The organism is Nocardioides sp. NBC_00850, assembly GCF_045207335.1.
Classification (GTDB): domain Bacteria; phylum Actinomycetota; class Actinomycetes; order Propionibacteriales; family Nocardioidaceae; genus Nocardioides.
In genome coordinates this window covers 4,071,397-4,090,139 of record NZ_CP108845.1, presented here as the reverse complement: position 1 = coordinate 4,090,139, position 18,743 = coordinate 4,071,397, and the positions used below count along the sequence as shown (strand labels likewise).

Below are 18,743 nucleotides of genomic sequence, written 5' to 3'. Positions count from 1 at the left end.
CTCGTCAAGGGGTTAGGGCAGATATTTGTGGTCATGGTCACGTCTCACTCATCTGTCCTCTCCGGCACTCCGGTGGTCCCGGGGATCGTGCTGGCGCCCGTCCACGTGGTGCGGACCGAGGTAGATCCCGCCGCACTGGAGGCCTTCGAGCGGCACGGCTTCGATCAGCCCGAGGACGCCCTCGCGGCCTACGAGGCGGCCGCCACCGCCGTGGCCGACGGGTACGCCCGCCGGGCCGAGACCGCCTCCGGTGCAGCAGCCTCCGTCCTGAGCGCGAGCGCGGGCCTGGCCCGGGACAAGGGGCTGCGGGTCGCCGTCGAGAAGCACCTGCGCGCGGGGGAGGGACTGGTCGCCTCCGTGGTGGCGGCGGTGGAGCAGTTCGCCACGCTGTTCAGCGGGATGGGTGGCCTGATGGCCGAGCGGGTCACCGACCTGCGCGACATCGAGCGCCGGGTCCTCGCCCACCTCGCCGGCGAGCCCGAGCCCGGCGTGGACGTGCCCGAGGGGCGGTGCGTGCTGGTGGCCGCCGACCTGGCGCCCTCCGACACCGCCGCTCTCGACCCGGCCCGCGTGGTCGCGCTGGTCACCGAGCGGGGCGGCCCCACCAGCCACACCGCGATCATCGCGCGCCAGCTCGGCATCCCGTGCCTGGTCGGCGTGGCCGGCGCGACCGGCATCGTCGCGGGGACCCCTGTGCTCGTCGACGGCCAGGCCGGGATCGTCGACCTGGAGCCGGGCCCTGACGCCGCCGCCCGCGCCGAGGCCGACCTCGCTCGGCGCCAGGCCGTGGCCGCCTGGACCGGGCCGGGACGTACCGCCGACGGCCATCCGGTGGCGCTCCTCGCCAATGTCGCCGACGGCTCCTCGGCACGCGACGCGGCCGCCGGCCAGGTCGAGGGCGTGGGCCTCTTCCGCACCGAGCTCTGCTTCCTCGACCGTCGCGAGGAGCCCACCGTGGCCGAGCAGGCCGACGTCTATGCCGAGGTGCTCGCGCCGTTCGCCGCCCGCGGCCACGTCGTCGTACGCACCCTGGACGCGGGCTCGGACAAGCCCATCGCCTTCGCGACCCATGAGGGCGAGGAGAACCCGGCCCTGGGCGTACGCGGCCTGCGGCTCGCCGCCGACAACCCCGGCCTGCTGGAGCGCCAGCTCGACGCCATCGCGATCGCCGCCGAGCGCACCGGAGCGGACACCTGGGTGATGGCGCCGATGGTCGCCACCGTCCAGGAGGCCGCCGACTTCGCCGCCCTGGTCCGCGCCCGCGGCCTCAAGCCGGGCGTCATGGTCGAGGTGCCGGCGGCCGCGCTGATGGCCCACCGGATGCTGGAGGTGGTCGACTTCCTCTCCATCGGCACCAACGACCTGACCCAGTACGCCATGGCGGCCGACCGGCTCGCCACCGACCTCGCCCACCTCACCGATCCCTGGCAGTCGGCGGTGCTGCAGCTCATCGCCATCACCGCCGAGGCCGGGCGTACGGCCGGCAACCCCGTCGGCATCTGCGGCGAGGCCGCCGCCGACCCGCTCCTCGCGCCCGTGCTCGTCGGGCTGGGCGTCACCTCGCTGTCGATGGCCCCCGCGGCCGTGGCTGCCGTCGGTGCCCGGCTCGAGTCCGTGACCGCCGGACTGTGCGACGAAGCCGCCGAGGCCGCGCTTGGCGCGCTGTCACCGCAGCAGGGCCGCGAGGCGGTCGCGAAGATCCTGGGGTGACCGGCCGGCGACCGCATCGCTGGAGGTGGCTCCGACCAAAGCCGGTGCGCCGCCCGCCTGGCGGGGCTATCGTCCGGGCTCGTGTGGATAGTTCCCGTGATCGTGCTCCTGGCTCTGGTCGGCTTGCTCACCATTGTCGTGATGATCCTGCGGGGTGCAGTGGACGTGGCCACGCCAGCGACTTGGACGGTGCCGGGTGCGGCGTTGCGTGCTCTCGGCCTCTTGGCTGGCGGGCTTGCGCTGGGCATGTACGCCTGGGGCCTCGTCCATGTTGCCGGAGCTTGGCTGGACGCGGCGGACGGAGGCACGAGCTCGTCGCCACCGCCTCCGTGCCGCGATCACCTCGACAAAGCACGTGCGCTGCAGGTTGCGGGATATGACGTCGACGTCATCCCGCCCGGGTTCAGCTGCGAGCTCACCGACGGCACGAGCGTTGAGATTCCCGTCGTCCCGGCGTACGTCACGCCGGCAGTGATGGCGCTCGGAGCCATAGCCGTAGTAAGCCTCGTCGCATCCGGCAGAACGCAGTCGCGCACAGCAGGCATGTGACCGATCTCGAACGGACTTCGGGCGGTGTTGGCACACTTGTGGATGTGCCCGCCCGCTACGCGTTCGCCGAGACCTGGGACCTGCCGATGTCGACAGAGGTCGTGCGCGACGTACTGGTCGACCTGGAGCGCTATCCCGAGTGGTGGCCGCAGGTGCGGGCGGTGGCGAAGCTGGGGGAGGACGATGCCCTGCTCGTGTGCCGCTCGGCGCTGCCGTACGACCTGGAGATCGTGCTGCACGCGGTCAGCCGCGACCTGCCGACGCTGGAGGTCGGTCTCGGCGGCGACCTGGACGGGTTCGCGCGGTGGACGCTGACGCCGGCGCCGGGCGGGAGCCGGATGGTGTTCGAGCAGGAGGTCGTCGTAGACGGCCTGCTCGGCCTGGCCTCGTCCTTGCTGAGGCCGGTGCTGGCCTGGAACCACCGGCAGATGATGCTCGGCTGCCGAGAGGGGCTGGTCGCAGCGGTCTAGAGCGCCGAGCCTTTCTGGTATTCGGCCCACGACAGGTTCCAGTCGCCGAAGCCGTTGTCCCACTCCATCCTCCGGTCGGTGCCGGTGGTCTCGACGACGTCGCCGATGCGGGCCAGGCCGTAGAGCCAGGCGGCGTTGGCGGTGGAGAGGCCGGTGCAGCCGTGAGAGACGTTGGCGTAGCCCTGGGACCCGGTCGACCACGGCGCGGCGTGGATGAACTCGCCGGAGTTGCTGATCCGCATGGCGTACTCGACGTCGTCGAGGGAGTAGTAGTCGCTCGAGCCCTGGTCGGAGATGCCGATCGTCTCCGAGCGCATCTCCTTGACGCGGTGCTTCTCGGAGATGACCTTGATCCCCGACCGCGTGGTGAAGCCGGGCTTGCCGGTGGTGATCGGGATCGTACGCAGCAGCTTGCCGTTGCTGAAGACCTTCATCTGATGCGTACGCGCGTTGACCTTGAAGACGTGCGCGTCACCGACCTTGTAGGTGGCGGTGCGGCTGTGCTGGCCGTAGACGTCCCCGCCGGCGGAGGCGCCGTTGATGTCGAGGTCGACCTTGATGGTGGTGCCGGGCTTCCAGTAGGCCTGCGGGCGGTAGCGGGCCTCGGTGTCGGAGACCCAGTACCAGGACCCGGTCTGGGCCGGGGTGGAGGTGACGTGCATGCGCTTCTCGAAGGAGGCGTGGTCCTTGACGGGCACGTCGAAGTAGACCGCGACCGGCATCCCGACGCCGACCTCGGACTTGTCGACGGGGACGATCGTGGCGAAGGTCTGCTGGGCCAGGGAGAGCGAGCGGGTGGTGAAGCTGCTGGTGACCTTGCCGGTCTCACCGGTCGCGGTGACCGTGTAGCGCAGCGCCGGGTCGAGCAGGTCGTTGGCGGTCCACGTCTTCTTGTCCTCGGAGAGCGAGCCGGGCACGGTGCGTCCGTCGGGCTTGGCGACCTTCACGCTGGTGAACTCGCCCGAGGTCGCGGTCACCGTCACGGTGCTGTCGACCGGCACGTCCTTGGCGCCGTCGGCGGGGGAGATCGTGGCGGTGAGGGGCTTCGCCGAGGGCGAGGCGCTGGCCGACTCGCCCTTCGCGGCGGACTCCGGGCTCTCTGAGTTCCCGGCGCAGCCGGAGAGTGCGATCAGGGCCACCACGGCCACTACGACAGGAAAAGGACGAACCCGCATGGGATAACTATGCGGTAGGCGGCAACCGAATTCTCGGCGTGTCCGCGCGTGTGCTGAAGGTTGTGGTGTTGTCGGTGCTGCCACGTACGGTATCTGCCGATGAGTGACACTCGCGTCGAGGCGGCGTACGCCGGGGCTCTGGCCGCCTTCAAGAACCCGATGCTCGACCTCCTGCACGGCCGGTTCGCGCCGTTCGTGGTGGCGGTGCTCTCGGTGACCTTCACCTCCGAGCGGGCCGCCGTGCCCGTGGTGGACGCGCACGCCGAGATCGGCGACATGCTGGACCGGCTCCGGGCGACCGGCCACGCCGAGAGCGAGGGTGGCGAGGTGATGCTGCCGGTCGGCACGGCGCGCGAGCTGTGCCGCCAGTGGGTGCGCGCCGGGTGGCTGCTGCGCCAGATCGAGGGCGAGGACGAGGTCTACCGGCTCTCCGCGCATGCGGTGGGCGCCCTCGAGATCGCCGGCCGGGCGAGCGGGTCGCGGGCACGGGTCTCCGAGTCACGCGTCAGGACGCTGCTGGAGGCGGTCGAGCGGCTCGCCCTGGACGCCGACCCCGACGTACTGACCCGGGTGGCGCGGCTGACCGAGGAGATCGCCGAGCGGCGCGCCGAGATCGCCCGCCTGGACCGCACCGGTGTCGTCGACACCGTCGATGACGACACCCTGCTCGAGCAGGCCGAGAACATCCTCCACCTGACCCGTGAGCTCCCCGCCGACTTCGCGCGGGTGGTCGAGTCGATCCGGGCGATGCAGCGTGACGTGGTGACCGACCTGCGCCAGGACGTACGCCCGGCCGGCGAGGTCCTGCGTGAGTACCTGCAGCGCGGCAAGGACGTGATGGCCTCCACGCCGGAGGGCAAGGCGTTCGCCGGTGCGCTGCGGATGATCGGCGACCCGCGTCGCCTCGACGACCTCGCCACCAACCTGCACACCGTGCTGCGACACCGGTTCACCAGGCAGATGGGTCCGCCCGAGCGGGCCGAGCTGGCCGCGGTCGGACGCCGGATCGAGACGGGCGTCGCCGAGGTCCTGGCTGCCCAGCAGACCGCCTCCCACGTGATCACCACCCAGGTGCGTACGCACGACCCGGCCCGCGACCGGCAGGTCGACGACCTGCTGCGCGATGTGATGGTCGGCTTCCAGGCCTGGATGCCGACCTCGCGGCCGGCGGAGTCCGTCGAGCCGCTGCGCCGGCTGCCCGTCGCCGACCTCGGTCACCTGCGCCAGTCGGTCAGCGAGCTGCGACCGCCCGAGCCGCCGGCGCCGCTCGCCGACTGGGGCGACGTGGAGAGCGCGGTCGAGGACACCAAGGCCTGGGGTGGTCCGGGCTACCGGGCGATCGAGGCCCACCTGGACGCCTATCTCGCGGCCCGAGGTCCCGAGGAGCCGGTCGACCTGGCCGAGGTCTTCGCGGCCGCGCCGGAGGAGATCCGGCGACCGGTCGACCTGCTCGGGCTGCTCGAGATCGCGCATCGCCGCGGGATGGCCGAGACGGGGGAGATCTCCACGATCGAGGCGGTCCGGGCCGACGGGGTGCGGCGACGGTTCGCGTTCGGCGCAGTGAGGCTCAGCGCATTGATGGCGGCGGATGGCAAAGGGGATGGGCGTTGAGTGAGACCGTGAAACCGGCCGAGGCTGAGGTTGACCCTCAGGTTGAGGTTGAGGCTGTGGCCTACGGCAGCGAGCCGGAAGGCTTCATCGAGCCGGTCTCGATGGAGGACGACCCGACCGAGCTCTTCGTCGGCGACCGCGGCGTCCTCGATGCCGACATCCGCCGGGTGCTGGTCCAGCTGCTGCGCCGCCGGTTCATCACGGCTGAGAAGAGCCCGCGGCAGTGGCGTACGTTGCTCGACCACCAGGCGGTGATCGAGTCCCGGCTCCATGACCTGTTCATCCGGCTCGTCGTCGACCACGACCGCGGCATCGCCTACAAGCGACAGGTGCGCTCGGAGGAGCTCGACGTGCCGGTGCTCCTCAAGGACGACGCCTACTCACGGGCCGAGACGCTCGTGCTGGTCCATCTCCGCACCGTCTTCCAGCGCGAGCGTGGTGCGGGGGAGAACTCCGCGCGGGTTGACGCCGACGAGCTGGAGCAGACCGTGCTCACCTACTTCGACGTCGCCAGCGGCGACGCCGCCGCGCGCCGCGAGATCCGCCGGGCGGTCGACCGGCTCGCCCGCGAGGGGCTGATCGAGGAGGAGTCCGAGGACCGCTACCGGATCACCCCGCTCGTCGAGATCGTGCTGAGCGTCGAGAAGCTCGCCGAGCTCAAGGCGTGGCTGAAGGAATCCGCAGGTCGAGCCGTGAGAGCCGACGACGAAGAGGAGACCGAGCAGTGAACATGATCGACAGCCTCTTCGGCCTCATCCCCGCCCGCTCGAACGGCCGGCAGTGGGTCGCGCGCGAGCTGCAGCTGGTCAACTGGGGCGGCTACGACGGCGCCCACCGGGTGCGGTTCTCGCCGAGTGCGACGCTGCTCACCGGAGGATCCGGGTCGGGCAAGTCGACGCTGATGGACGCCTACATCGCGTTGATCATGCCCCACACGACGCCCTTCAACGGTGCCTCCAACGGCGGCGTCGTGGGCCGTCCTCGTGGCCAGGACCAGCGCAACATCCTCTCCTACGCGCGCGGCAAGATCGACGAGGCGAAGACCGCCGACGGCACCAAGATCCGGGTGCTGCGTGGCGACGGACGCGACACCTGGTCGGCGATCGCGATGACCTGGGAGGACCAGACCGGGGCCCGCTTCACCGCGGTCCGCGCCTGGTACGTCCCCGCGTCCGCCAAGAATCTCGACGACGTGACGAAGCTCCGCGCCGTGGCCGATGCGGGATTCGACGTACGCGATCTGGAGCCGGTCGCAGCCCACCGGTTCACGCGCACCGCGGTCTCCGAGGTCGGGCTGACCCCGATCGACACCGACCGCGACTTCACCGCCCGGATCCACTCTGCGCTCGGGATCGGTGCCGCCGGCGACGGTGAGAAGGCGGTCAACCTGCTCGGCCGGATCCAGGCGGGGCAGCAGATCACCACGGTCGACGACCTCTACAAGAAGATGGTGCTCGAGGAGCCCGAGACCCTCGCGACCGCCGACGGGGTCGTCGCCCACTTCGACGAGCTCTCCGCGACCCGCGACCGGATGGTCACCGCGCAGCAGCAGGTGCGTGCGCTGACGCCGATCCGCGAGCACAGGTCGGCGATCGAGGACGCCGCCGCCAGGCTCGAGGTGATCGACGGGATCGGCGTCTTCGATGACGAGGCCACCCCCGCGGGGCTCTGGCGGGCCGGCAAGCGGGTCGACCTGCTCAGCGAGCTGGAGTCGGACCTCAGCGCCCGCAAGAACGCCGCGGAGAAGGCGGTCGCGGAGAAGCAGGCGCTCATCGACGCCGCCGAGTCCGAGCGTGACGGCCTCGCGGTCACGGTCGCCGCCTCCGGCGGCCGGCGCCTCGAGGAGGCCACCCGCGAGATCAGGTCCGCCGAGACCCGGGTCGACAACGTACGCCGCGCCCGCGAGGCGCTCGACAAGGAGCTCGCCGTCCTCGGTGCGGTGGCCACGACCCCGGATGAGTTCGAGACCCTTCAGGCGACCGCGCAGGAGGCGCTGGTCGACGACGGCGCTCGCACGACCGCCCTCAACGCCTATGCCGCCGCCCGCTCGGCCGAGGCGGAAGCGATCGGCCTGGTCGGCCGGCTCGAGAGCGAGCTCGCCGATGCCGAGAAGACCAAGAACAACATCCCCGAGCCGTTGCGCGCGGCCCGTGCGGTGCTGGCGGAGGCGGCCGGGCTGAGCCCGGCCGAGATGCCGTTCGTCGGCGAGCTGGTCGAGGTGCGCACCGAGCACGAGGCCTGGCGCGAGGCGTTCAACCTGGCCCTGGGCGGGTTCGCCACCACGATGCTCGTCGACGCCGCTCATGTCGGCGCCTTCCGGGCGGCGATCGAGTCGGTACGGCAGCGCACCCGGATCCGCTACGAGGCCGTCCGCACCGGCATGCAGGACGGTGTGCACAGTCTGGACGAGGGCACTCTTCCGGGGCGCCTCGACTACCGCCGGGGCGTGTTCACCGGCTGGCTCAAGCAGCGGCTGACGGAGCGACACGGCTACGTGTGCGTGCAGACGCCCGCGCTGCTCGCTCAGCACCGGATGGCGCTGACCGTGACCGGCCAGGTCTCGCAGGGGACGCGCGGGGCCCACGGGGGTCACGGGGCCGGCAACGTGCTCGGTTTCACCAACACCCGCCGCGTCGCCGAGCTCACCGAGCTCCTCGAGACGGCGCGCAAGGATGCGGAGACGGCGAGCATGGCGGTCGCCGAGGCCGAGCGCGCCATCAAGGAGCTCGACCTGCGGCGTACGTCCTTCAAGGCGGTCACCGCGCTCACCTGGGACCAGGTCGACGTCGCCGGTGCCGAGGCCGAGCGGGACCGGTGGGCCTCGGTGATCGAGGAGGTCACCGCCGACAACCCGGAGATCGCCACGCTGCAGGAGCGGCTGAAGAGCGCCCGCGCCAAGGTCGACTCGCTGCGCGAGGGGATCGGTGCCGCCAAGAGCGCCGTCAAGGAGCTCGACGTGCGCTGGAGCGACGTCGTCGAGCAGGTCGACCGTGCCAAGGACGCGCTGGAGGACGCGGCGGCGTCGGGCACCGATGTCGCCCCGGCCCAGGCCGACTATCTCGAGCAGCTCTTCAAGGCGGCAGGTGGCGAGGAGGCCGGCCGGCGCGAGGACGCGCTCGCCGAGCTCGACGCCGTCTTCGCCCGCGCGGGCGAGAGCCTCGAGACCGACCGTGACGCCGCACAGGAGACGATCGGGGCCGCCCGCGTCCAGCTGCGGCAGACCTTCGAGGCGTTCCTGGAGCGCTGGCCCAACCCCAACCTCCACACCGATCCCGATGCCTCCTACGCCGACTTCGACCGTCTCCTCGACGAGCTCCAGACCAGCGGCCTGCACGAGCTCGAGGTCGAGTGGCGCGACTCGCTGCTCAAGCTGTCGGGCAACGACCTGACCAACCTCGACTCGACCCTGTCGCGGGCCGTGCGTGAGATCCGGGACCGGATCGACCCGATCAACCAGATCCTCGCCGAGCTGCCGTTCAACGACGATGGCCACCGGCTCCGGATCGACACCCAGGAGGGCCAGTCGGCGGTGCGTGGCCGCTTCCGCAAGGAGCTCCGCGCCGTGCGCGACCTGATCGAGAAGTCCTCGTCCAACGAGACCCGGGAGCAGGCCTACACCCGGATGTCCCGGCTCATCGACCGCATGCGGCGGACGGCACCCGACTTCGCCGACCTGATCGACGTACGCAACCACGTCCGCGTCAGCGCCGAGAAGGTCACCGCCGACACCGGTGAGCACGTCGCCCTCTACGACCACATCGGCGAGAAGTCCGGCGGCGAGTCGCAGGAGCTGGTCGCCTTCATCGTCGGCGCCGCGCTTCGCTACCAGCTCGGCGACGCCGGAGCCGACCGGCCGCGCTACGCACCGGTCTTCCTCGACGAGGCGTTGATCAAGGCCGACGCCCGCTTCACCGGCCGCGCGATCGGCGCGTGGCGGGGCCTCGGCTTCCAGCTCATCATCGGCGCCCCCAACGACAAGCACAGCGCCATCGAGCCGCACGTCGACGTGCAGTACACGGTGCTCAAGGACGCCGAGGGCCACTCGTTCCCGAAGCTCGAGGTCGGCCTCGACGAGGTCCCGGCCTCGTGACCGGCTAGGGCTGCATCGAGAGGAACAGGAACGCGGCCAGCAGGACCAGGTGGACGAACCCCTGCAGGGCGTAGACGCGGCCCTGGACGACGGTGAGCCCGGTGACGAAGACGGAGATGACCAGCAGCACGATCTGGGTCGGCTCGAGGCCCAGCTCGAGAGGGCCGGTGAGCCAGATCATCGCGACGGCGAGGGCCGGGATGGTGAGTCCGATCGATGCCATCGCGGAGCCATAGGCGAGGTTGAGGCTGGTCTGGACCCGGTCCCGGGAGGCGTTGCGGACCGCGGCGATCGACTCGGGAGCGAGGACGAGGAGAGCGATCACGACGCCCACGACCGCGTAGGGGAACCCGAGACTCTTGACGGTGCTCTCGATCGTGGGGGATAGGACCTTCGCCAGGCCGACCACGGCGACGAGGGAGACCAGGAGGAGGGCCAGGCTGAGGACGGCCTCGCCCGCCGAGGGCGGGTCGGCGTGACCGTCCTTGTCGAGGTCGACCAGCCCGGTCATCCGGCCGTGCTCGTCGCTGGTGACGGGGAGGAAGAAGTCGCGGTGGCGGACCGTCTGGGTGAAGAGGAAGGCGACGTAGAGCGCCAGCGAGGCGATGGCGGCGAAGACGAGCTGCGACGTCGAGTACTGCGGGCCCTGCGCCGACGTCGTGAACCTCGGCAGCACCAGGGTGAGACCGGCCAGGGCGATGACGGTCGCGACCGCCGACCCGGTGCCGGCGGCGTTGAAGCTGACCAACCCGTGCTTGAGGGCACCGACCATGAGCGAGAGCCCGACGATGCCGTTGAGGGTGATCATCACCGCGGCGAAGACGGTGTCGCGGGCATAGGTGCTGGTGTTGTCGCCACCGCTGGTCATCAGCATCACGATCAGGCCGACCTCGATCACGGTCACCGCGATCGCGAGGATCAGCGAGCCGAACGGCTCGCCGACCTTGTGAGCGACGACCTCGGCGTGGTGGACCGCGCCCAGCACCGCACCGATCAGCACCGCCGCCACCACAGCCAGGATCGTCCAATGGTCGTGGCGTAGCCACGCGAAGGCCAACACCACCAGGGCGAGGATCGGCACGACCAATGACCATTGCAGGCGGCCCCGGACCGCTGGCGCACTCATGGGGCGACCTTAACCGCCAGGGGGTCGCTTCGGCGGATTTACCCAATCGGCACACGTTGTATACAACCGTGGTGAATCCTTGATGATTGCATTCAGTTCGTTGCCCGCGTTCCCCCACCCCCCCCAGGAGCAGCCATGCCTCGGATACCCCGCCTTGCTGCGTACGCCGCCGTCTTCGCCCTCGCCCTGAGCGCGAGTGCCTGCAGCGAGGTCCAGAAGACCTCGACCGAGTCCTCCGACAAGGTCGCGGGTGACGTCGTCACCACGATCGGGATCGGCGACAAGGAGATCAAGGAGGGTGGGACGCTCACCATGGGCCTCTCCGCCGACCCGGACGCGCTCGATCCCACCACGTCGTCCTCGCTCTACACGCGCTACGTGATGGAGACCGTCTGCCAGAAGCTCTACGACATCGACGCCGACGGCGGAATCGTGCCGATGCTGGCCACCGCGCTGCCCGAGCTCTCCGAAGGCGGGCTGGTCGCCACCTTCCCGGTGAAGGAAGGCGTGAAGTTCGCCGACGGGACGCCGTTCGACGCGGCAGCCGTGGTGACCACGCTGAAGCGGAACCTCACCAAGCCGGACTCCTCGCGTGCCAGCGAGCTCGGGACGCTGAGCGAGGTCGAGGCGAGCGGGCCGTACGAGGTGCGGCTGACGTTCAAGGAGCCGTTCTCGCCGCTGACGGCCTCCCTTGCCGACCGTGCCGGGATGATCATGTCGCCCACAGCGCTGAAGGACCTGGGCGACAACTTCGCCGACCACCCGACCTGTGTCGGGCCGTTCAAGTTCGTCGACCGGGTGCCCGGCACCTCCATCACGGTCGAGAAGGACCCCGGCTACTACCACGCTGAGAACGTCCACCTCGACAAGATCGTCTACCGGATCATGACGGACGCCTCGATCCGGGCGGCCAACCTCAAGTCGGGCGACGTCCAGGTCGCCGACTCGCTCGCGCCGGCGGACATGGCCGACCTCCGCAAGGACAGCGAACTGTCGATGATGCAGGTGGGCTCCTTCGGCTACCAGGGCGTCCAGATCAACATCGGCAACCAGAACGGTGTCGGCACCCCGGTTGCGCAGATCGGCACCCCGATCGCGAAGAGCAAGGACGTACGCCGGGCGTTCTCGATGGCGGTCGACCGCGAGCAGCTGGTCCAGAGCGTCTTCCACGGCTACTACGACCCGACCTGCTCGCCGATCGCCGACAGCAGCGAGTACGCCACCGACGCATCCCAGGCGTGCCCGGAGCACGACCTGGCAGGAGCCAAGAAGCTGCTCGAGGAGGCGGGCGTCACGACCCCGCTGAAGGTCACGATGCAGACCTCCAACACCCCCAGCAGCCTGCAGTTCGCGCAGGCGCTCCAGGCCCAGGTCAAGGAGGCGGGCTTCGACCTGCGGATCGAGCCGGTGGAGTACACCACGCTCCTGGACAACAACGACCGCGGTGCCTTCGAGGCCATGCAGCTGGGCTGGTCCGGCCGCGTCGACCCCAACGGCAACACCTTCAACTTCCTCACCACCGGCGCGGGCCAGAACACCATGGGCTACAGCAACGCCGAGGTCGACGAGCTCCTCACCGACGCGTCCTCGGAGACGGACACCGCCAAGCGCGCCGATCTCTATGGCAAGGCGATCGCCCAGGTCCAGGAGGACAACCCGATCGTCTACCTCTACCGTCAGCGGAACCTGACCGGGCTGTCGAAGCAGATCGCCGGCGTCTCCGTCTTCTCCGACGGCGTGGTGCGCATCAGCGGCGCCGCCTACCTGGCCGGCTGATGGGGGCCTATCTCCTCACCAGGACGTGGCACTCGCTGCTCACGATCGTGCTCTCCTCGGTGGTGATCTTCGCCGGCGTACGCATGCTGCCCGGCGACCCCGCGCTGGCGATGGCGGGGGAGGAGGCGAGCCCGGCGCGGGTCGCCGCGGTCCGCGCCGATCTCGGCCTCGACCAGGCGCTCTGGGTGCAGTACGCCACCTGGGTCCAGAACTACGTCCACGGTGACTTCGGGCGCTCGCTGCGCACCGGCACGCCGGTGACCGAGCTGCTCGGCAGCACGCTCCCGGTGACCCTGTGGCTGGCGGCGTACGCGCTGCTCATCGCCGTCGTCGTGGGGCTCGCCCTCGGGGTCGTCGCGGAGCGGCGCCGCGGCCGGTGGCCGGAGTTCCTGGCCAACGGGGTCGCGATGGTGGGGCTCTCGGTGCCGAGCTTCTGGCTCGGGCTGCTGGCGATCCTCTACCTGTCGGTGCGGCTCTCGCTCTTCCCGGCCTCCGGCTACGTGCCGATGCTCGAGAACCCGGTGGATGCGATCTACCACCTGACCCTGCCGGCGCTGATCCTCTCGCTCGCGATCGCCGCCGCGGTGATGCGGCAGACCCGTGCCTCGATGATCGAGACGATGGGCTCGGACTTCGTCCGCACCGCCCGCGCCAAGGGGCTGGGCGGGCGGCGGGTGCTGCTGGCGTACGGCCTGCGGAACTCGCTCCTGGTCGTGGTCACCATCGTCGGGCTGCAGCTCGGCGGGCTGATCTCGGGGGCGGTGGTCACCGAGAGCATCTTCGGGCTGCCCGGGTTCGGCAAGCTCACGCTCAACAGCGTGTTCACCCGCGACTATCCGGTCATCGAGGCCGTCGTCGTGATCATCACCGTCGGATATGTCCTGATCAACCTGGCCGTCGACGTGCTCTACTCCGTCCTCGACCCCCGGATCCGCGTGGCAGGTGCCGCATGACCACGACCGTGACCAAGACCAAGACCGTGACCACGACACAGGCGTACGCCGGGCCCAGCACCTGGTGGCGACGGATGCGGTCCAACCGGACCGCCATGGCCGGCGGCGTGGTCCTCGGTCTTGTCGTGCTGGCCGCCGTGCTGGCGCCGGTGCTCGCGCCCTACGGCCCGACGACGACCCACTTCGACGCACCGTTCCAACGGCCCGGCACGATCGGGTTCGCGCTCGGCACCGACAACCTGGGCCGCGACACGCTCTCGCGGATGCTCTACGGGGCTCGAGCGTCCCTGCAGGTCGGGGTGCTGTCGGTGCTGCTCGCGACGGTCGTCGGGGTGCCGCTCGGCCTCATCGCCGGGTCCTGGCGCTGGGCCGACGCGCTGGTGTCCCGGTTCACCGACGTGGCGCTCGCGTTCCCGTTCCTGATCCTGGCGGTCGGCCTCGCCGCGATCCGTGGGGCGAGCCTGTCCAACGCGGTCCTGGCGCTCGGGATCGCGCACGTGCCGCAGATGATCCGGGTCGTACGCGGCGAGGCGCTGCGGCTGCGGACGACCGACTTCGTGGCGGCCGCGGTGACCATGAACGCGAGCAGCCTGCGCGTCATGGGACGACACATCCTGCCCAACGCCATGTCCGCGATCATCGTGCAGGCGACGATCATCATGCCCTCCGCGGTGCTGGGGGAGGCGGTGCTCTCCTTCCTCGGGCTCGGTATCCGGCCGCCCGAGGCGAGCCTCGGGGTGATGCTCTCGGACGCGCAGCAATACTTGGCCCAGGACGCGTGGCTCGGTGTCTTCCCCGGTGCGCTGATCGCGATCATCTGTCTCAGCTTCAACCTCTTCGGGGACGGGCTGCGCGACAGCCTCGACCCGGCCAACGACGAGAGGACGTCATGACCTACACACCTGCCTCCGAGTTCAAGACCCGACCAGACCTGCTCGGCAGGTTCGGGATGGTCGCCTCGACCCACTGGCTGGCCAGCGGGGCCGCGCAAGCGGTGCTGGAGCGTGGCGGCAACGCCTTCGACGCTGCCGTGGCCGGTGGCTTCGTGCTGCACGTCGTCGAGCCCCATCTCAACGGACCGGGCGGTGATCTCGTCGGGATCTTCGCGACCTCCGGCGGCGAGCCGACGGTCCTGATGGGTCAGGGGCCCGCTCCGGCGGGAGCCTCGGTCGAGCACATGCGCGCCGAGGGGCTCGAGCTGGTCCCCGGGGCGGGGGCGCTCGCTGCCGCCGTCCCCGGTGCTGTCGAGGCCTGGCTGATGCTGCTGCGCGACCACGGCACCTGGGAGCTCGGCGACATCCTCGCCTACGCGATCGACTACGCCCGCAACGGTCACCCGATCCTGGGCCGCACCGTCTCGACGATCGCCACGGTCGCCGACCTCTTCCGCGACCACTGGCCCACCTCGGCCGACCACTGGCTCGTCGACGGCGAGCTGCCGGAGCCCGACACGATGGTCCGCAACGAGGCCTACGCCTCGGTGCTGGATCGGCTGGTCGCCGCGGGCGAGGGGGCCGCGACCAGACAGGCGCGGATCGATGCCGCCCGGGCGGCCTGGGGGAGCGGTTTCGTCGCCGAGGCGATCGAGGAGTTCGTGCGCACCCCCCACCGCCACGCCTCCGGAACCGATCATTCCGGGGTGATCACAACAGCCGACATGGCCGGGTTCTCCGCTGCGTACGAGACGCCGGTGAGTACGTCCTTCCGGGGTCACACGATCGCCAAGGCCGGGGCCTGGACGCAGGGGCCTGTCCTGCTCCAGATCCTCAACCTGCTCGACCCGCTGGACGACGCGCTGCTCGACCCGTGCACGCCCGAGGGGGCGCACACGATCCTGGAGGCGACCAAGCTGGCCTTCGCCGACCGCGACGCCCACTACGGTGACGGCGCCGACGCGGAGCGGATGGCGGTCCTGCTCTCCCAGGAGTACGCCGCCACCCGCCGTGCCCTGATCGGCGACGTGGCCAGCCGGGAGGTCCGTCCCGGCCTGGACGCCAAGGAGCTCCCGCCGTTGAGGGAGACCTACGATCCGGCCGCCGCGGCGGCCGGCGTCGGTGAGCCCACCGTCTCGCCGACCGGGGACGTACGCGGCGACACCTGCCACATCGATGTCGCCGACCGGTGGGGCAACATCATCGCGGTGACCCCGTCAGGCGGCTGGCTGCAGTCCTCGCCGACGATCCCGGCTCTCGGGTTCTGCCTCGGCACCCGGCTGCAGATGACCTGGCTGGAGCCCGGTCTTCCGTCCACGCTGCAGCCCGGGCGCCGACCGCGCACGACGCTCACCCCGACGCTGGTGCTGCGCGACGGTGAGGCGGTCACCGCGGTGGGTTCTCCCGGCGGTGACCAGCAGGACCAATGGCAGCTGCTCTACCTGCTGCGCACTCTCGTGGGCGGCTACACGCCGCAGCAGGCGATCGACGCGCCCGCGCTCCACTCGACCTCGTTCCCCGGGTCCTTCTGGCCGCGCACCTGGACGCCTGCGGGAGCCGTCGTGGAGGACAGGCTCGGCGAGGCACTCATCGCGAGCCTGCGCGAGCGCGGCCATGCTGTCGAGGCGGCCGGCGACTGGTCGCTGGGCCGGCTCTCCGCGGTGACCAGGGACCCGGCGACCGGGACGCTCTCGGCCGCCGCCAACCCGAGAGGGGCACAGGGCTATGCCGTCGGACGCTGAGATGCTGTCTGTCACCGACCTCCGGGTGGCCTTCGGCCGCACCGAGGTGCTCCATGGCGTCGACCTGACCGTCGGTCACGGCGAGCGGGTCGCCGTCGTCGGCCAGTCGGGCTCGGGGAAGTCGACGCTGGTCGCGGCGATCCTGGGCCTGCTGCCCGGAACGGGGCATGTCACCGGCGGCTCGATCAGGCTCGGCGACGACGAGCTGACGGGACGTACGGAGAAGGCCTGGCGGGGGCTGCGGGGCGAGCGAATCGGCCTGGTCCCGCAGGACCCGATGACCAACCTCAACCCCGCGATGAGGGTCGGTGCTCAGATCGCCGACGCGCTCGTCGCCGCCGGGCTGCGCGGCGCCGCGGTCGAGGCGCGGGTACTCGAGCTGCTCACCGAGGCGGGAATTCCCGAGGCGGAGCGCAGGGCGGGACAGTATCCGCACGAGTTCTCCGGGGGTATGCGTCAGCGCGTCCTGATCGCGATGGCGCTGGCCCGCGAGCCGAAGCTGCTGATCGCCGACGAGCCCACCAGCGCGCTGGACGTGACCGTGCAGCGGCGCATCCTCGACCACCTCGAGACGCTTGTCGGCGCCCACGGCACCTCGCTGCTCTTCGTCACCCACGACCTGGGGCTCGCGGCGGACCGGGCCGACCGGGTGGTCGTGATGCACGACGGCGGCATCGTCGAGACCGGGCCGGCGGCCCAGCTCCTCAGGGACCCGCAGCACGACTACACCAGGCGGCTGATCGCGGCGTCCCCGTCGCTGGAGCGGGAGGGCAGCACGCCGCCACGTCGGGAGGGCACCGATCCGATCCTCGTGGTGGAGGATCTGGTCAAGGAGTTCAGGCTCCGCGGCCGTCGCAGCGGGACCTTCCGTGCCGTCGACCATGCCTCCTTCTCCGTCGAGCGCGGCACCACGACCGCGGTCGTGGGGGAGTCGGGATCGGGCAAGTCGACCATCGCCAAGATGGTCCTCGGCCTGGAGACACCGACCTCCGGCACCGCGCGGATCGACGGCCGCAGCATCGCCGGGGCATCGCGCGCGGAGCGGGCCGATCTACGCCGACGCGTACAGCCGGTCTTCCAGGACCCCTACAGCTCCCTGGACCCCACCTTCACCGTCGCCCAGCTGGTCGCCGAGCCGCTGCACATCCACCGGGTCGGCGAGCGGAAGGACCGGCGGGGCCGCGTACGCGAGCTCCTCGACCAGGTTGCGCTGCCTGAGTCCGTCGCCGGTAGACGACCCAGCGAGCTCTCCGGGGGCCAGCGGCAGCGGGTCGCGATCGCCCGCGCGCTGGCCCTCGACCCGGAGCTGGTGATCTGTGACGAGGCGGTCTCCGCCCTCGACGTGCTCGTCCAGGACCAGATCCTCACCCTGCTGGCCGACCTGCAGCGCGATCTCGGTCTCAGCTACCTGTTCATCACCCACGATCTCGCCGTCGTACGCCAGATCGCACATAGAGTCGTGGTCATGCACAAGGGCAGGGTCGTCGAGCACGACACCGTGGACCAGATCTTCACCGCGCCGACCTCGGCCTACACCGCCGAGCTGCTGGAAGCGATCCCCGGTGCGGCTCTCGCAGGCTGAGGGAGGTCGCCCGGCCGGTGCCCTGACCGCAGCCGTACGCCGCGACATCATCGCCGGGGAGCTGACCCCCGGGACCAGGGTGACCGAGGCGTTCCTGGCGCAGCGCTACGGCGTCAGCCGGGTGCCGGTGCGTGAGGCTCTGCGAGCACTGGAGGCGGAGGGGTTCATCGAGTCCACGCCGCACATCGGGTCGAAGGTCGGCCACGTCCCGTTCGACGAGGCCGACGACCTCTTCGCCGTCCGTGAGGCGCTCGAGATCGCGACCGCACGCCGTGCCGCGGAACGGGCCAGAGGTCTCTTCGACCAGCCCGAGCCCAACCAGGCCTGGTTCGAGATCCGGCGCGAGCTCGCGCAGATCCTCGACGAGGGGGATGAGTGGGTCGCCCGTGACGATCTGGAGCCCCTGGTCGCGCTCAACGACCGCTTCCACATCCTGGTCGCCGAGCTCAGCGGCAGCAAGACCCTGGCCACGTTGCTGCGTCAGCTCTCCCACAAGATCGAGTGGCTCTACGCCCTCGACACCTTCTCCCGCGGCAAGCGGCTCTGGCCCGACCATCGGCGCATCCTGGCCGCCATCGACGCGGGTGACTGCGACCGCGCCGCCGAGCTGATGGGCTGGCACGTACGGGAGTCGCGGATCGGGTACGCCTTGCGCAGCGCTCCGCCGGATAAGGTCAAGGAGCTGAGGACCCTTCCGCCAGTGCCGGGTGCTGGGCGTCCGCCTGGCTGAGGCTCTCTGCTGGTCGAGCCGCCGTTGCTCCGCTGGTCGAGCCGCCGTTGCTCCGCTGGTCGAGCCGCCGTTGCTCCGCTGGTCGAGCCGCCGTTGCTCCGCTGGTCGAGCCGCCGTTGCTCTGCTGGTCGAGCCGCCGTTGCTCTGCTGGTCGAGCCGCCGTTGCTCTGCTGGTCGAGCCGCCGTTGCTCTGCTGGTCGAGCCGCCGGAGCCGCTAGGCGGAGGCGTGTCGAGACCAACACGGTTCTTGTTGGGGAAGGCTCGCTTAGCGGCTGTTCTTCGTTTCAGGGTTCGCCG

General features: G+C 70.8%; 14 protein-coding genes. 12 read left to right on the top strand and 2 right to left on the bottom strand.

The features are described 5' to 3' along the window. The first annotated feature begins 33 nt into the window (after positions 1–33). The 3 genes from OH802_RS19875 (at position 34) to OH802_RS19865 (ending at position 2,729) form a co-directional block, all read left to right on the top strand. Positions 34–1,710: a putative PEP-binding protein gene (locus OH802_RS19875; protein WP_406021330.1), complete on the top strand. Its 1,677-nt coding sequence runs from the start codon at positions 34–36 to the stop codon at positions 1,708–1,710. Between the two features lie 96 nt (positions 1,711–1,806). Beyond that, entirely contained in the window at positions 1,807–2,259 is a 453-nt protein-coding gene (locus OH802_RS19870; protein ID WP_406021328.1) for a hypothetical protein, read from the top strand. A gap of 44 nt (positions 2,260–2,303) precedes the next feature. Then, positions 2,304–2,729 (top strand): SRPBCC family protein, encoded by a 426-nt coding sequence (locus OH802_RS19865; protein ID WP_406021326.1) that lies wholly within the window; start codon positions 2,304–2,306, stop codon positions 2,727–2,729. On the opposite strand, the gene OH802_RS19860 is transcribed toward OH802_RS19865, so the two are convergent. Continuing rightward, positions 2,726–3,904 carry an Ig-like domain-containing protein gene (locus OH802_RS19860; RefSeq protein WP_406021324.1) on the bottom strand — a complete coding sequence of 393 codons (1,179 nt, stop codon included), beginning with the start codon at positions 3,902–3,904 and terminating at the stop codon, positions 2,726–2,728. The two genes, OH802_RS19865 and OH802_RS19860, sit on opposite strands and share 4 nt — an antisense overlap. A gap of 99 nt (positions 3,905–4,003) precedes the next feature. Here OH802_RS19860 and OH802_RS19855 point away from each other — a divergent pair, with 99 nt between their 5' ends. The 3 genes from OH802_RS19855 to OH802_RS19845 are packed head-to-tail and all read left to right on the top strand — an operon-like array spanning position 4,004 to position 9,605. Beyond that, positions 4,004–5,515 (top strand): DUF3375 domain-containing protein, encoded by a 1,512-nt coding sequence (locus OH802_RS19855; protein ID WP_406021322.1) that lies wholly within the window; start codon positions 4,004–4,006, stop codon positions 5,513–5,515. 56 nt (positions 5,516–5,571) lie between these two features. Further along, positions 5,572–6,243, top strand: coding sequence for a DUF4194 domain-containing protein (locus OH802_RS19850; RefSeq protein WP_378834646.1), 672 nt, complete (start codon positions 5,572–5,574; stop codon positions 6,241–6,243). Positions 6,244–6,245: 2 nt separating this feature from the next. Next, positions 6,246–9,605, top strand: coding sequence for an ATP-binding protein (locus OH802_RS19845; protein WP_406029350.1), 3,360 nt, complete (start codon positions 6,246–6,248; stop codon positions 9,603–9,605). A gap of 4 nt (positions 9,606–9,609) precedes the next feature. Here the strand turns inward: OH802_RS19845 and OH802_RS19840 are convergent, their stop codons facing one another. Continuing rightward, positions 9,610–10,731 (bottom strand): calcium:proton antiporter, encoded by a 1,122-nt coding sequence (locus OH802_RS19840; RefSeq protein WP_406021320.1) that lies wholly within the window; start codon positions 10,729–10,731, stop codon positions 9,610–9,612. Positions 10,732–10,866: 135 nt separating this feature from the next. On the opposite strand from OH802_RS19840, the gene OH802_RS19835 reads away from it, so the two are divergent. The 6 genes from OH802_RS19835 to OH802_RS19810 are packed head-to-tail and all read left to right on the top strand — an operon-like array spanning position 10,867 to position 18,446. Then, positions 10,867–12,507, top strand: a complete 1,641-nt coding sequence (locus OH802_RS19835; protein ID WP_406021318.1) for an ABC transporter substrate-binding protein — start codon at positions 10,867–10,869, stop codon at positions 12,505–12,507. Next, positions 12,507–13,460, top strand: coding sequence for an ABC transporter permease (locus OH802_RS19830; protein WP_406021316.1), 954 nt, complete (start codon positions 12,507–12,509; stop codon positions 13,458–13,460). Before OH802_RS19835 ends, OH802_RS19830 begins: the two co-directional genes overlap by 1 nt. After that, complete coding sequence (locus OH802_RS19825) at positions 13,457–14,353, top strand: ABC transporter permease (RefSeq protein WP_406021314.1); 897 nt, start codon at positions 13,457–13,459, stop codon at positions 14,351–14,353. Before OH802_RS19830 ends, OH802_RS19825 begins: the two co-directional genes overlap by 4 nt. Beyond that, positions 14,350–16,134 carry a gamma-glutamyltransferase family protein gene (locus OH802_RS19820; RefSeq protein WP_406021312.1) on the top strand — a complete coding sequence of 595 codons (1,785 nt, stop codon included), beginning with the start codon at positions 14,350–14,352 and terminating at the stop codon, positions 16,132–16,134. Before OH802_RS19825 ends, OH802_RS19820 begins: the two co-directional genes overlap by 4 nt. A 1-nt stretch (position 16,135) precedes the next feature. Next, a complete protein-coding gene (locus OH802_RS19815) occupies positions 16,136–17,716 on the top strand; it encodes a dipeptide ABC transporter ATP-binding protein (RefSeq protein ID WP_406021310.1) in 1,581 nt (526 codons plus the stop codon). Beyond that, entirely contained in the window at positions 17,697–18,446 is a 750-nt protein-coding gene (locus tag OH802_RS19810; protein WP_406021308.1) for a GntR family transcriptional regulator, read from the top strand. The genes OH802_RS19815 and OH802_RS19810 overlap by 20 nt, the downstream gene beginning before the upstream one ends. Positions 18,447–18,743 lie beyond the last annotated feature (297 nt).